The 13,723-nt window shown below is 67.7% G+C and carries 13 protein-coding genes; 9 read left to right on the forward strand and 4 right to left on the reverse strand.

The features are described 5' to 3' along the window. Positions 1–748 precede the first annotated feature (748 nt). The 4 genes from HHX40_RS19440 to HHX40_RS19455 all read left to right on the forward strand — a co-directional run bounded on the left by HHX40_RS19440 (position 749) and on the right by HHX40_RS19455 (position 3,878). Positions 749–1,219, forward strand: a complete 471-nt coding sequence (locus HHX40_RS19440; RefSeq protein WP_182881731.1) for a transposase — start codon at positions 749–751, stop codon at positions 1,217–1,219. Between the two features lie 426 nt (positions 1,220–1,645). Then, entirely contained in the window at positions 1,646–2,509 is an 864-nt protein-coding gene (locus tag HHX40_RS19445) for a hypothetical protein (protein WP_182881732.1), read from the forward strand. Continuing rightward, entirely contained in the window at positions 2,506–2,961 is a 456-nt protein-coding gene (locus HHX40_RS19450; RefSeq protein ID WP_182881733.1) for a hypothetical protein, read from the forward strand. The genes HHX40_RS19445 and HHX40_RS19450 overlap by 4 nt, the downstream gene beginning before the upstream one ends. Further along, positions 2,958–3,878 (forward strand): Ig-like domain-containing protein, encoded by a 921-nt coding sequence (locus HHX40_RS19455; protein ID WP_182881734.1) that lies wholly within the window; start codon positions 2,958–2,960, stop codon positions 3,876–3,878. Before HHX40_RS19450 ends, HHX40_RS19455 begins: the two co-directional genes overlap by 4 nt. 38 nt (positions 3,879–3,916) lie before the next feature. Here the strand turns inward: HHX40_RS19455 and HHX40_RS36845 are convergent, their stop codons facing one another. Beyond that, positions 3,917–4,189 carry a hypothetical protein gene (locus HHX40_RS36845; RefSeq protein ID WP_259403825.1) on the reverse strand — a complete coding sequence of 91 codons (273 nt, stop codon included), beginning with the start codon at positions 4,187–4,189 and terminating at the stop codon, positions 3,917–3,919. Between HHX40_RS36845 and HHX40_RS19460 the strand changes: the two genes are divergently transcribed. Further along, on the forward strand, positions 4,172–7,348 hold the full coding sequence (locus tag HHX40_RS19460) for a S8 family serine peptidase (protein ID WP_259403770.1): 3,177 nt from the start codon (positions 4,172–4,174) through the stop codon (positions 7,346–7,348). The genes HHX40_RS36845 and HHX40_RS19460 overlap by 18 nt on opposite strands. 56 nt (positions 7,349–7,404) lie before the next feature. Here the strand turns inward: HHX40_RS19460 and HHX40_RS19465 are convergent, their stop codons facing one another. The 3 genes from HHX40_RS19465 to HHX40_RS19475 all read right to left on the reverse strand — a co-directional run bounded on the left by HHX40_RS19465 (position 7,405) and on the right by HHX40_RS19475 (position 9,112). Beyond that, positions 7,405–7,653 carry a hypothetical protein gene (locus HHX40_RS19465; RefSeq protein ID WP_182881736.1) on the reverse strand — a complete coding sequence of 83 codons (249 nt, stop codon included), beginning with the start codon at positions 7,651–7,653 and terminating at the stop codon, positions 7,405–7,407. A gap of 251 nt (positions 7,654–7,904) precedes the next feature. Continuing rightward, positions 7,905–8,120: a helix-turn-helix domain-containing protein gene (locus tag HHX40_RS19470; protein ID WP_182881737.1), complete on the reverse strand. Its 216-nt coding sequence runs from the start codon at positions 8,118–8,120 to the stop codon at positions 7,905–7,907. Then, complete coding sequence (locus tag HHX40_RS19475; protein ID WP_182881738.1) at positions 8,117–9,112, reverse strand: DNA-methyltransferase; 996 nt, start codon at positions 9,110–9,112, stop codon at positions 8,117–8,119. The genes HHX40_RS19470 and HHX40_RS19475 overlap by 4 nt, the downstream gene beginning before the upstream one ends. Before the next feature lie 354 nt (positions 9,113–9,466). Between HHX40_RS19475 and HHX40_RS36850 the strand changes: the two genes are divergently transcribed. The 4 genes from HHX40_RS36850 (at position 9,467) to HHX40_RS19495 (ending at position 13,665) form a co-directional block, all read left to right on the forward strand. Beyond that, on the forward strand, positions 9,467–10,753 hold the full coding sequence (locus tag HHX40_RS36850; protein ID WP_182881739.1) for a pilin: 1,287 nt from the start codon (positions 9,467–9,469) through the stop codon (positions 10,751–10,753). Between the two features lie 5 nt (positions 10,754–10,758). Further along, positions 10,759–12,453, forward strand: a complete 1,695-nt coding sequence (locus tag HHX40_RS37755) for a conjugal transfer protein TrbL family protein (RefSeq protein ID WP_182881740.1) — start codon at positions 10,759–10,761, stop codon at positions 12,451–12,453. Then, on the forward strand, positions 12,395–12,598 hold the full coding sequence (locus HHX40_RS19490) for a PrgI family mobile element protein (protein ID WP_310738191.1): 204 nt from the start codon (positions 12,395–12,397) through the stop codon (positions 12,596–12,598). Before HHX40_RS37755 ends, HHX40_RS19490 begins: the two co-directional genes overlap by 59 nt. A gap of 62 nt (positions 12,599–12,660) precedes the next feature. Beyond that, positions 12,661–13,665, forward strand: coding sequence for a C40 family peptidase (locus tag HHX40_RS19495; protein ID WP_182881742.1), 1,005 nt, complete (start codon positions 12,661–12,663; stop codon positions 13,663–13,665). The last annotated feature ends 58 nt before the right edge of the window (positions 13,666–13,723 follow it).

Below are 13,723 nucleotides of genomic sequence, written 5' to 3' on the forward strand. Positions count from 1 at the left end.
CAAACGCTGGGTGACCCGATGGAAGGCCGCCCTCAACGCCTTCGCCATCACCTTCGAAGGCCGCCTGACCCCAACCGCCCGATAGAACCAATCAAGACCGAGTTACACCGTTGATTGGACAGACCCGTCGCCCTGGACCGGCCGAAGTGTCAACGTCGCTCGAAAATGGGATCAGGCACACTTTCCGTGATCGGACCCCGGCTGAGCTGGTCACGGTTCGGGCGCTCTAGCCAGTAGGTCACCTGTCGATGGCGACGATCTGCGGCGTGTTGATCAGTGAGATGGTCCGGGCGTTGTTCCCTCACCTGGCCCGCGTGTGCATTGACCAGGTGTTGCGTGCGGGAAGAACGGTGCGGATCCGGGCCAGCACCGGCACCGTGGAGGCCGCGTGCCCGGACTGCAGGGTTCGGTCGCAGCGCAGGCATAGTCACTACGAACGGCGGTTGTCCGACACCGCAGTCGGCAGCTAGGAACTACTCATCCACCTGCGGGTACACCGATTCTTCTGCCGAAATATCACCTGCGCGAGAGCGACGTTCGTTGAGCAGATTCCCGGCCTGACGGTGCGATACGGCCGCCGCAGCATCCCAGCGGGCAAGGTGTTGGCGGCGATTGCGCTGGCGCTGGGCGGTCGCGCCGGGGCCCGCCTCACCCAGCACCTGGCCACCTCAGTCAGCCGGACGACCCTAATCCGATTGATCCGCGGCCTGCCCGAGCGGCCCTCCCCGCAGGCCCGCGAGTGCTCGGCGTGGACGACTTCGCCTACCGGCGAGGACACTCCTACGGCACCATCCTGATCGACATCTCCACCAGCAGGGTGGTCGACGTGCTTCCTGACCGGACGGCCGAGACCCTCGCGGCCTGGCTGCAGGATCACCCCGGCGTCGAGATCGTGTGCCGGGACCGGGCCAGCGTCTATGCCGAGGGCGTGGCCCGCGGCGCACCGCAGGCGTTCCAGGTGGCAGACCGCTGGCACCTATGGAGGAACCTCGGCGAGGCCGTCGAACGCGCCCTCACCCGGCACCGCCATCACCTGCCGTCCCTGGTCCCCGCGCTCAGCGCTCAGCCCGCACCAGCTCCGCCTGCGCAGGCGCCCGCCCCGCCTCGGATACCCGCCGACCGCGACGACCGGATCGCTGTTCGCACCCGTGAACGGCATGCCGCCGTTCACGCTCTGCTGAAGCAAGGCCACGGCGTCCGGAGATCGCCCGTCGGCTGAACCTCGGCCGCAACACCATCCGGCGCTTCGCCCGCGCCGGCAACCCATCGGATGCTCGCCCTGCCCCCAATAACGGCGCGTCCACCCTCGCCTGGGCATCACGGGCGGCATGTGAAGTTCTGTTCGAGTAGTGGCCGGTAAGGACAGCCCAAACGCTCGATCTGGTCCGGCGCGTCTTCGGCTCGGCAGCGGAGAGGCATGAGAAGTTTCGCCTGTTGGCTCCGTTCGATCAGTGATCCGACCCTGACAGGAGCGGCGCGGCTGGATGCGGCCACAACCTTCGAGGTCCACTCCGTGCGGCGCAGTCGCAGGCTCGACCAGACCTGAACTGGGGGCCGTATGGCCTTGCTGGCCATGGCGTCGTCCGCGCTCGCAGCCTTGAGGGGTGCGCGAGCGCGGATGGGACGGCACGTGGAGGTGAGGGACGTGAGACGCCGTTTCGAAGACCTGGAGTACTGGGCAGAAGCCGATAGCTGGGCTGACGCCAGCTGGATGGACGCTGAAGCGGCCGACGGCTGGACGGATGCCGACGATTGGGACGAGCCCGGCCTAGGGCATGTCCTGCGGGAGGCGCTGCACGAGGACTATGCCGATGCCGACGACGACGCCTACGACGACGCGATCGAGGCCGTGCTCGACGGAATGAGCGCGGCAGAGGCGTTCAGCTTCGAGAAGGCCTTGCGGCGAAGCCAGCGAGATGTCAGCCATGTCATGGCCAACCCGCTCGTCGGGCAGGGCCTGCGAACGGCACTTCCCGCCGGGGCCGGTGCCTTGGGCACGCTGATCGGTGGCCCGGCCGGTACCGCGATCGGCAGCAAGCTCGGCACCCTCGCAGCAGGCGCACTGACCCAGGCTGGCAAGCCCACGAAAGCGCCAGGCATCCCTTCTAGCAGTAGTGGCACACCAGCTATGCCGCCCGCTCCAATCGGCGCACTCCCGGGGGCCGGCGTGGCAAGACCCGCAGTGGCGGACGGTTCGGCAGCGGCAGCGCAAGGGCTCGTGCTGACTCAGCAGCCGGACGTGCTCAAGGCGTTGCTGGCTTTGTCTATGGGACAGCATGGTGCCCGGCAGGTGAGTGGAGTACCGGTTGCGTCCGTCATGAACTTGCTCAGCTCGGTCTTCGGCCAAGCGGCGGCGGACGCGGACGAGCTGGCATACCTCGACGGCGAGGGCCTTGATGGCGGCGAGTTCGGAGAAAGCGGCGGCGAGTACGCCGAACCCGCTCTCGGCACCGGACGCTCCCTCTATACGGCGTTCATGGACATCGAGAACGAGGAGCTGGCGTCATGACGACCTCCGAGCTGGCGGCCGTCGAAGCCCTCCTGGTGAAGGCGCTGCCGGACCCGATGGGGTTCGCTGAACGCGTTCTCGGTGAGCTCGCCGAGCGGCTCGCGACCGCCCCGCCCGGCGACGGCCCTGCCGTCCTAAAGGCCCACGAGTCGGCGGCCTACCAGGCGCTCGTCGACCGCAACACGTTGCTCGCCGCGGCACTCGGCGCCTGTGAATGCTGGGGCGAGGACGCCGGTTGCCCCGGCTGCGGCGGAGAGGGGTCGGCCGGCTGGGTGCCGCCCGACCCAGAGCTGTACGCCGAGTATGTCGTCCCCGTGACCCGGCGTATTTCGTCGGCTGGGCCTGCAGTCACTGGCACGGCTGAACCCCCGGTCATGAACCATCGCCTCGGCTCAGCCGCTGCCGTCGGCGCGAGCCTCACAAACAGACCCGGTGAAGGAGAAGTCAGATGAGCAGTGCATTCATGGAAGACCCCGGCATCGAGTACGAGGACGTGTACGACGATGCCGAGCTGTACGACGACGATGCCGAGCTGTACGACGACGACGCCGAGTCGGCTGCATCGCGCGCCCGGCGAAAGCGCGCCCAGGCGCTTGCAGCCGCGAAGCGCCGAGCGGCCGCGAGACGCCGGGCGGCCGTCGGACGGGGCAGCAGGTTGCCAGCCCCGGCCTCACCGCGTGCGGTCGTCAGCGCCCTAAGGGAGATGGAACTGCGCAACAAGGTGCAGCAGGATGCCCTGCGCAGCACGATCGCCGAGCAGAACAAGAAGATCGACCGCGCAGGCCTCGCGACGGTTGCCACGCTGCTGATCGGTGAAGCGTTCCGGGCGTTCGGCACGCCTAAAAACACCTACGTCCGGGCTGGGATCCAGGCCATGCCGTTGCTGGCGCTCGCGAGCGGCAGCAGTCACGGCGGGATTGAGGGCATGATCCGTCACCCGGCGGTCTACGGTGGCGTGGGCATGCTCGGGCTGGCGTTCCTCGGCCAGCAGCGTGAGGATGCCAAATCAGCGAAGACGATCAAGATTCTGGGCAAGCCGCAGCTGAGGCTCCACGACGAGGCTACGTTGCAGGCCTATGTCCTTGACGGGCAAGACAAGCCCTGCGACGTCAAGGTCACGTGGAAGTCGGCGCATCCAAGCGTCGTTTCCATCAACGAGGTCAGTGGCGCGGTCAAGGCCGAAGGCACCGGATTCGCCCTCATCACGGCGACAGCCGACGATGTGGTACAGCTGTTCGAGATTGAGGTCCTCAAAGACTCGTCAGACCCGCGCGCCATAGACATCGCGCGCGCGATCATAAACGCGGCGAAGAGCGAGTCCACTGATGGTGCGCCCACGCCGGCGGACGAAGCCCGCCGCGAGCAGTAAGTAGGGCATGACGGGTCATGGATCCTGCCCTACGGGAGCTACTGCGCCGTGAGCCGAAGGACCAGGTGGTCGAGGCGGTCATCCGGTTTCGGCGGCCGCGCGTCGAGGTCGCCGGCGTTCGGGTCGTGGCCCGCTTCGGTTGTATCGCGACCTGTCGCCTCCCTCTCGCCGCGATAGAGGAGGTGCGGGCGCACCCGGACGTGGTGAGCCTGAAAGCCGCCCGGAAACTTGGTCCGGACGACTCCTCCGTTGAGGGCCAAGAAATCGCGAATCCGGCCCGTCTGGGTGCTCGAATGCAGCCTTTCGAGCACCCAGACGAGGAGCAGCGGGCAGACAGGAGACGTCCGATCGGGGGGGACTTCCCCAGGCGGCCGGCCGAGCCGCCGCTCACGGGAGCCGGTGTCGTCCTAGGCGTCGTCGACTGGGGTATAGATTTCGATCACCCAAACCTGCGGCGTCCCAACGGAACCACTCGGTTGATCAAATTGTGGGACCAGCGTTCACCGAAACGTCGGCCGCCCACGGCAGACCTCCCCGGAACACCCTTGCCTGGGACTGGTTGGAGCAGCACTACGCCGACAGAGATGACGCCCATTGCGCCGGAGCCGTACGGGTACGGAACGGTCTACACCCGGGAGCACATCGATCGGGCACTGCGGACTGCCCACCCGTTCCGGACGCTCGGATATCATCCGGCCGACGCGGACCGCGGCGGTGGTGCACATGGGACGCATGTGACGGACATCGCCCGCCGCGTGGCACCCGATGCGGATCTTGTGTTCGTCCACCTGGCTGCCCAGCGTTCCGAGGGTCTGGTGGACCTTTCCACTATGGGCGATCATGTTCGCTTGCTAGAGGCAGTTCACCTCATTGCACAGACGGCCCGTGACCGGCCTTTTGTCATAAATCTATCCATGGGGCGGACCGGTGGTCCACATGATGGAACAACCCTCGTCGAGCTTGCACTGGATGAGCTCCTGTCGGCGGCGCCGAACCGGATGATCTTGCAGAGCGTGGGCAACTACGCCCAAACCCGCACGCATGCCACGGGAGTTGTCCGGCAGGGACAGCGCAAGGTGCTGCGGTTCGTCACCGACCCTGCCGATACCACGCCGAACGAGTTGGAGATCTGGTACGACGGAGCGGACGAGTTTGCCGTACGCATCGACCCACCGGGCACTCATGGCGCATCGGCCGTCCTGCTCGGCGAGACGGCCGATATCGTCGTGGCCGGCCGGGTCGTAGGGCGTACTTATCATAGATCGTTTGACCCTCAAAACCACGACCACCACGTCGACGCGTTCTTTTACCCGTGGGCGCCGGCCGGTGAGTGGCGCGTGACACTCGAGGGCCGGCGGGTCCGCAACGGCCGCTTCCACGCCTGGCTCGAACGCGACGAGGCGTGTCCGAGATGTCAGGCCAGATTCGTGCCGGGCGACGCCAGCCCCAACTACACCACCGGCACCATCGCCAACGGTCACCTGCCGCTCGTCGTGGGCAGCTATGACGCCCGCTCCCCCCTTCGGCCACCCGGCCCGTCGAGCAGCGCCGGCCCGACACGCGACAACCGCGGAAAACCCGACCTGGTCGCCCCCGGCGTCGGCATCCTGGCAGCCCGCTCGGCACCGCCGGGCAGCGAACGCAGTCCCGGTCTGCTGGTCCGCAAGACCGGATCGAGCATGGCCGCACCAGCCGTCGCAGGGGCCGTGGCCGTGTTGCTGGGCTGGGCAGGGCATCGGCTCGGCGCCGCCGAGATCCGCCGGCTCGTGCTGTCGACCACCGACCCACCAGCCCTCGACCAGATCCAAACCAACCGTCTGGGCCGGGGCTACCTGAACATCCCCGCCCTGCTCGCCGCCGTACGACAGACCTGGCCACACGAATCCGAGACCACCACTATGGAACACGATCACATCACAGCGCTTGCTCTCGCGCCGGCTCGCGCCTACCGCGAGCTGCTCTACCGCCCCGCCGGGGACCTCTCGACATGGCTCAACAGCCGGTTCGTGATACTCGCCCGGCCCGGGCAGCAGGTGGTGGACCCGCTCGAAGTGGGCGACATCATACTCCGGGCCGTTCTCGGACGACCCGGACCGCGAGGTGACTGCGTAGTCGTCGCTGAGCCCGGCCTGACCCGCCGCCGCAGTAGTAGACCCGGCGGGCCGTCCGGCTGGTACGCCGTCGCGTCGCTCCCCGGGACGGCTATTGGTTCGCGGTCGGTGCGGGTGCTCGACTCGGCGGGTCTCGTACCGCCGGGCCAGTTGCTGCTCCGTACACGGCCGCTGGAGCTGGACCGAGAGACGAACGGGCTGGACACCTTCGACACCGCAGCCGACGAGGCCGTACTCGATCCGGACCTCAGCGCGACCCTCCGGCGGGGAGACGCGGACTCAGGACCGCACGCCGTCGGCAGGCCTTCCGGGTTCGAGGCTGCGGAGGACTGGACCGGGGACGAGCCAGCAACCGGCTGGGAGTCGGCCTCCCCGCAGATATCGGAGTATCTCGAACCCGGCTGGGACGGTGATGCCTCGCCCGACGTAGGGTTCATTGCCCCCGCGGGCGTGCTTATCTCCGGCGTCGAGCTGGGGCTCAGTACCTTCAACACCCTGCAGCAGCATGTATTCGACGGGTCGTTCTCAGTCACCTCGATATCGGCGAGCTACATCCACAACTCGACCCCGACCGGTCTGACGATACAGCGCCGCTCGTTCCGCTTCCCCATCACCGCGTACCACCCGCGCCCCGGCATCGGGACGCAAACCTTTTGGTTCGACGTCGAGCTGGAGTACGACGGCTTCAACGTGCGCCGTGTGTCAGTCACTGAGGACCGCGGCAGCTCGAGTTCACTTGTCACGTCGAGCTTCTCGATCACGTTTTGCCCGTCCGCCTACACTGCGGATAACGAGCCGGTGTCGGCGGTCGCCTACTCGATCAGTGGGCGTTGGAACCCGCTGGGCAGCGGCGACGAAAGCTTTAGCGGCGGGTTCATCGTCGACGCGGCCGGAAACCTCACAGGGCTCCGGGTTTCGTCGTCGCAGAAGTGGGTGCGTCACGGCGTGCTCACGCAGTCGGGCGGCGGGGCGGTTCCCCGGCTAACGACGGCAGAGCATGCCACGGCGGTCCACTTCGCTCCCTCGGGGAGCTCCGCGCTGCCTCAGGACAAGATCCGGCACATCTACTCCTGGTACGCAGAGTTGCCCGCCACGGTCCAGGCGGAGATCCGCAAGGGTACGCGGCCGATCCGACTCACCGGACGAGCGTCGAGCACGGGAACCGTCCAGCAGAACCAAGCGCTCGCGCGCAAGCGCGCCGACGCGGTCGCGAAGATCCTCCGGGACCTGGCGGGCACCAGCGCGCGGATCGACGTCGAAGCGCACGGCGAGCTTGGTGCAGGGACTCCGGACGGCCAGGAGGATCCCGACGAGCGGCGCGTCGATCTTCTATGTGAGTATCAGGTCTACCAGCTGTGAAGTGCCCCTGATCGGGGAAGTCAACGGCCGCATTTTCAAGACGCTCCATCTGCTGATTACGACGGTGAACGGTAGCAGTAGCAGCGTTTGTCGATGAGTTTGACGTTGGTGGCCGATTCGGAAACACACGCGCGGTGGTTATCCGTGATGTCTGCTCGCTCCGCCCACCACTGCGCTGTGATGACGGCGGGGGCAGGTGCCTCAACGACCAGCACAATCGGATCCAGGTTCAGCCGATGATTTGGGCGTAGATGAACAGGCGGGAAGGTAACGGTGGTTGAGCCGCCGTTGTCGATGCGCGGCATCGGCGGTTGAGGCCTACTACTTGCTCCGTGATCAGTCGGGAAGGTCGGGCTATGTGGGAGAGAGCGCCGTCGTAAATGAGTTTCCGGCAGGTGCTGGTTAGCGCTAAGAGGGGATTCGCACCAGCGGGCCTCAAGTAGTATCCATCGTGGGCCACTGCGTCACAGGTAGGTGTGCAGGCTGCCCCCATAGCGTATCGATCGCCTTCGTCAACTCGCCCTATCTGTTCAGACCGTACGGCGGCGGCAGGGCGCTAAACCTCTTTGGTGGGTGTCGCCGCCAGAAGTCTGAGCAAGTCTGTCGTAGAGACTCGGTAGAGGTCACCGATGCGGATGGTCCGGACGGGGAACTCGTCCTTCTTGGCGAGCTCGTAGGCCTTGGTCCGGCCGATGCCGAGGATGCGGGCGGCGGTCATCAGGTCGAGCGTCGGCGGCAGGTCCTGGAGGTCCCGGAGGGTGATGTCTTTCATTCGATGCCTCCTGCCGTTGCCGATGCCGCTCGGATCCGCGCTACCGCGAGCTTGCAGTAGTCCGCGTTCAGTTCGATGCCGATGAACTGCCGGCCGAGTTGCCGGGCGGCAAGGGCCGTTGTTGCCGCTCCGGAAAACGGGTCCAGGACGGTGCCGCCGGGGCGGCAGCCGGCGGCAATGGCGCGGAGCGGGATGTCGATCGGGAACGGGGAGAAGTGGGCGCCCCGGTAGGGCCTGGTCGAGATGGTCCAGACGTCGCCGGGGTTGCGGCCGTTCAAGTCGGCCGCATGATTGGCACGGTCGTTCGGGCGGCTGGCGGCGCCGTGCAACGTGCCGGCTGACTCCGGCGTGCCAGTCGGTGGCCAGGGTGTCTGGATGGCGTTGGGCTTCGTCCCGCCGCGTCGTGCCCGGCGGGACAGTGATCGGTCGCCGGCGTACTGCTCGCGGATGGCGTCGAGGTCGAACCAGTAGAAGCGCTGCTTGACGAGCAGGAAGATCAGCTCGTAGCGGGTGGAGAGCCGGTCCAGGGCCGACTGGGGCATGGCGTTGGGCTTGGACCAGACGATCGCGTTGCGCAGGATCCAGCCGTCGCGCTGGAGGGTGAAGGCGACCCGCCAGGGCATGCCGAGCAGGTTCTTGGGCGGCACCATGCGACGGGAGCGGGGCCGTACGGTCGGCTGGCGCTGGTTGTAGGTGGTGCCGCGGGCGTAGCCGTCGGAGTTGGCGGCGTACATGTCGCCGAGGTTGAGCCAGCAGGTGCCGTCGTTGGCGAGCACCCGTCGGGCCTCGGTGAAGGTGGCGCGGAGGTTTTCCACGTAGTCGTCGGGTGTGGGCTCCTGGCCGTACTGGCCGGGGCCGTAGTCCCGAAGCCCGTAGTAGGGCGGGCTGGTCACCAGGCAGTCCACGGACCGGTCGGGCATGTCAGACAGCACTTCGCGTGCGTCGCCGAGGTGCAGGGTGGCGTGGTCGTCTCGCCAGTACGGGACCCTCATCACGCCTCCCCCTGCACGGAGAGAGCCCACATGTGAGGACCGGCCGAGGCCGGCTGGTGAGGGACCTCTCGCCAGGTCGTGCTCGTTGCTTTCATTTCTGTTCCGGGGCGGAACTCAGATACGCGCTTCGAGTGCAGCAGCGGCCTCCGGCATCGCTCTGGCGTGAGCCGCCAGCCCTGGTGAGAGCACCTGCGTACCTTTGGCGTCGCTCTGGCGGACGCCCGCCGACATACCGCACCGCCAAACGCCAGAGGCGTGCCAGAAGCAGCAGGGGATTGGCGCCGGAGCCGTGCCAGAGGCGCCTCCTACAACCGGGTTCGACGAAGCGAAATCCCTCTCGCCGTGGAGAACCCGATGCCTACGAACCCATCCGACTTGGCCGGCCCGGACCGGTCACCCTTGGACATCGCCGAGCGCGCCTTCCGAATGCTCGCCTGCGCGCCCAGCAGCCTCGCCGTCGACGGCAGACAGGTCGGGCACGGCCTCCCCAGCCGGCGAATGCTGCTGATCGAGCTGCGGGATGTGCTGATCCACCCCTCCTGCTCGAACGCCGCCCGCGACGCGGTCTGGCGGTTGCTGGTGACGCGGGCCCGGCAGAACGGGCCGCAGTGGATGGTGAGTGCCGTCGGGGTTGCCGTTCCGGCACTGCGCGGCATCAGCGGCAGGATCTGCCGCGGCTACGTCGCCGGAGACCCCGAAGACATCGACACCGAGGTCCTGACCGCGTTCATCGAGGCGATCCGTACGGTGAACCTCGGCACCCCGAACGTCTTCACCCGCATGTGCGCGGTGGCCAGGCGCGCCGGCGAGCGCGCGCGGGAGAACGCGGAGGCCGGAGTCGCCCGGCGCTTTCCGCTCCAGGAATCCGCGCCCCCTGCCGTCCCCTGGGGGCATCCGGACCTCGTCCTCCTGGACGCCGTCGCCAAGGGCGTCATCAGCGAGGTCGACGCCGAACTGATCGGCATGACCCGTCTGGAGAAGCGCACCCTGGCCGACGCCGCCCGGCAGCTCGGCCTGACCACCGAGGCCGCCAAGAAGCGCCGCCAGCGCTGCGAGCCGATCCTCGTCGACGCCGTCCTGAGCGGCGAAGTCGAGGCCGCCACGTCCCTGACGATCTCCCCTGCCCCTTCTAGAGGGGTGAAGGAGGACGTCCCCATGATTTCCGCGCGGAGCCGGAGCTCGGATACGCAACCCGACACCACCAGGAGGAAAGGAGGCCGGGGCAGCCTCACCGGCTCCGCGCGGATCCCTCACCTGCCGGCGTTGCGGAAGCCGCGGCGGCACATCGTCCGCGTGCTGCTCGTCGTCGGCATCGCGGTGGCAATCGTTGCCGTTCTCGTTGCCGCGGCTGTGGCCGACGGCGGCAACGCGACTGCCACGATTCACGCCGCTGCTCCGCCGACCCGGCCGGACCAGCTCGAGAAGGTCTTCACCAACCTGCGGAACTGGATCGTCGGGCTGCTCGCCACGCTGGCGACGCTCATGTTCACTATCGGTGGCCTGCGTTACCTGGTCGCCGGCGGGGATCCCGGGGAGGTCCAGAAAGCCAAGGTCGCTTTCAAGGCTGCCGCGCTCGGTTACGCCCTGGCCGTGCTGGCGCCGTTGTTCGTCAACGTGCTCAAGCACGTCGTCGGCGGGTGACGGCGATGTCCAACGAGATTCTTATCCACATCCTGTGGACAAATCCCTCGCCCGCTCCGAAGACCACGCCTGAACTGCCGCCCCTCCCGAGCGGCACCACCGGGATCAGCTTCGGCATCGGCGACTGGATCACCAACCAGATCAACGCCTGGTTCGCCGACCTCGTCGGATCCGCGATCAAGCCGCTGCTGGACGCCCTGGCCGCCACCCTCCTGGCCACGCCGAGCATCGACGGCCAGACACGGATCGAGGATCTGTGGCACGTGACCCTGGTCATCGCGAACGGATCCTTCATCCTGTTCGCCACCGTCGGCGGGATCCTGGCCATGAGCTACGAGACCGTCCAGACCAGGTACGCGATCAAAGAGATCCTGCCCCGACTCGTCGTAGCCTTCCTGGGCGCCAACGCCAGCTTCCTGCTGACAAGCAAGGCCATCGATCTCGGCAACGCGATCGCCCAGGCGCTGCTCGGTCAGGGCTTCGACGCGCGCAGGGCGGCCAACGCGATCCGCCTGCTGGTCCTGCTGCCCGACACATCGCCGATCTTCTACATCCTGCTCGCCCTGGTGGCCGTGGTGCTGCTCGTGGTGTTGCTCATCACGTTTGTGCTGCGGGTGGCCCTCACCACCCTGCTGGTGGTCGCGGCCCCGCTGGCCCTCGCGTGTCACGCCCTGCCGCAGACCGATGGTCTAGCTCGGCTGTGGTGGCGGGTCTTCACCGGGCTGCTGCTCATCCAGATCTGTCAGTCCCTCACGCTCGTCACGGCCGTACGGGTCTTCTTCAACCAGGACGGCCGCGAGGTCATGGGGCTGACCGGCCGGGGCCCGCTCTACAACCTGCTCCTCGCCCTCGTCCTGCTGATCATCCTGGTGCGCATCCCCACCTGGGTGTCACGCGCCATGTTCCTGCCCGGCGGCCGCGGGCTCGGCCTGGTCCGCATCGTCAAGTACGCCGTGGCCTACAAGCTGACCAGCCCGCTCCTCAACGTCCTGCACCTCAGGAAGGGCTCCAGGACTGGCACGGCACGTCGCGCGGCGACCACGGCAATAGCCACGAGGGCCCTGCCCGCTCTGGTGGCAGGCCCTGCCGGTACGGCTGCCGCGTCCGCTGCCACTGCGGCAACCGCCGCTGCCGCAGCCCGCGGAGGTGCCGGACCGGCCAAGCATGCCCCGGTCTTCGCCCGGCGCCCGGTCAACCCGGCCAACTGGCAGCCGTCGGTCGTCAAACACGCTCCCAGCGCCCCGCCGGTCCAAGGCAAGTACCGTCCGACGCCCGCGCCCTCACGCCCGGTTCCGCCATCCACTCCCGTCTTCGGCTACCCGCGCGACAACTACTACGCCGCCGGGCTCAATCAGATGTACCGGCTGCGGAGCGCGGGAACCAGTTCACCGCCTCCCCCACGTCAGACGGTCGTCCCGCCGGCGGCACCCAGACGACCGGTGCAGCCGATCGTGCCTCCGGACGCTCCCGTCCCGGGCTCCGTGGACTGGCCCGAGAACCCCGGACGACGTAAGCCACCACCTCATCGCCGTACGCGTGGGCAGCGAGGGGTGACGGACGATGAGCTGGAGCGAAGTCGTCCGTATCCCCGTCGATGTGGAACAGCCCGACCGGATCGTCTGGGGGCTCACCGCTCGGCAGGTGGCGATCCTCGCCGTCATCGGTGTGGCTCTCTACTTCGGCTACACGATGCTCGGTGAGCGGCTCCCCCTCGCCGTCTTCGCGGCGATCGCCCTGCCGGTGGCGGTGCTGGGAATCCTGCTGGCCGTCGCCACCCACGACGGCGGCAGCCTCGACCGGTTCCTCCTCGCCGCTCGCAGGTCCAGCCGAGCACCACGACGGTAGAGGCCGACCTGACCAGGGAGCAGGCGACGAACGCGCGCACCATCCTGGACACGGCGAACTCCATGAAGCTCCCTCGCCGCGCCGCGGTTATCGGGATTGCGGCGGCTCTGCAGGAGTCGGGCCTGAAGAACGACGTGGTTGGGGACCACGGGACGTCCTTCGGCCTCTTCCAGCAGCGCCCCGTCAGCGGGTGGGGCACCAAGGGCCAGGTGACAGACCCCCGCTACGCGGCACGGGCGTTCTTCTCCCGGCTGGTCAAGGTGCCCAACTGGTCGTCGCTGCCGCTCACCGAGGCGGCCGCGATCGTCCAACGGCCTCGGGAGGATCTGCGCGGCGAGTACGCGAAGCACGAACCCCTCGTCGAGAAGATCGTGGCCCGGTTGGAGCAGCGGCAGGTCTCGACCAGCAGCACTCAGCAGCTTGGCCTGTCGCCACGCGAACTGGAGGACATCAGGATCAGCGTGCAGGCTGCCGCTTCGCTCGGAGCTCCGCGCGAGGCAATCGTGGCCGATCTTGCCTCCCACCTCGGGCAAGGCGACCGAAACCGCACGGAATTGGAGAGGAGGGCTGAGGGAATCGTCAGTGCGGTTCAGTTGGAGCTGTGCGGCCAGTTGGGTGACCTCTCTGCCGGTATCGATCTCGGAGCCGGCGAAGGGGCGATAGCCGTACAAGCCGCACTCGGTATGCGCAAAGTTCCGTACTCCTGGGGCGCAGGCGGCCCGAACGGGCCGAGCTACGGCATCGGTCGCGGCGCCGGCACCTCGGGGTTCGACTGCTCGGGGCTCGCCGAGTACGCCTGGAGCAAGGCGGGCGTTCGAATCGGCGGCCATACCTCGGTCCAGTGGACCTCTGGCGTTCGCGTACCACGGTCCCAGATCAGGCCTCGTGACCTGCTTTTCTTTGCGACGAATCCGGCGGATCCATCGACCATCCACCACGTGGGGATCGCGTTGGACGGCACCCGGATGGTCCACGCGCCGTCCACCGGCAGCACCGTCCGGGTGGATACCTGGACCGGAGACCCGTACCGGGAACGAGAGTTCGCCGGAGCCGTCCGCCCTCGCTGACGCCCTTACCTATTTCACCCCGGGCTGACAGCCCGTCGCAGGTGCCCACTCGCGGCAT

The organism is Microbispora sp. H10949 (genome assembly GCF_014161435.1).
Classification (GTDB): domain Bacteria; phylum Actinomycetota; class Actinomycetes; order Streptosporangiales; family Streptosporangiaceae; genus Microbispora; species Microbispora triticiradicis.

What these genes read in the sequence shown, in the direction of transcription:
- HHX40_RS19495 (WP_182881742.1), top strand. Translation starts at nt 12,661, where the DNA reads ATGAAGCTCCCTCGCCGCGCCGCGGTTATCGGGATTGCGGCGGCTCTG.
- HHX40_RS19470 (WP_182881737.1), bottom strand. Translation starts at nt 8,120, where the DNA reads ATGAAAGACATCACCCTCCGGGACCTCCAGGACCTGCCGCCGACGCTC.
- HHX40_RS19455 (WP_182881734.1), top strand. Translation starts at nt 2,958, where the DNA reads ATGAGCAGTGCATTCATGGAAGACCCCGGCATCGAGTACGAGGACGTG.
- HHX40_RS19475 (WP_182881738.1), bottom strand. Translation starts at nt 9,112, where the DNA reads ATGAGGGTCCCGTACTGGCGAGACGACCACGCCACCCTGCACCTCGGC.
- HHX40_RS37755 (WP_182881740.1), top strand. Translation starts at nt 10,759, where the DNA reads ATGTCCAACGAGATTCTTATCCACATCCTGTGGACAAATCCCTCGCCC.
- HHX40_RS19450 (WP_182881733.1), top strand. Translation starts at nt 2,506, where the DNA reads ATGACGACCTCCGAGCTGGCGGCCGTCGAAGCCCTCCTGGTGAAGGCG.
- HHX40_RS19465 (WP_182881736.1), bottom strand. Translation starts at nt 7,653, where the DNA reads ATGCCGCGCATCGACAACGGCGGCTCAACCACCGTTACCTTCCCGCCT.
- HHX40_RS36850 (WP_182881739.1), top strand. Translation starts at nt 9,467, where the DNA reads ATGCCTACGAACCCATCCGACTTGGCCGGCCCGGACCGGTCACCCTTG.
- HHX40_RS19460 (WP_259403770.1), top strand. Translation starts at nt 4,172, where the DNA reads ATGCAGCCTTTCGAGCACCCAGACGAGGAGCAGCGGGCAGACAGGAGA.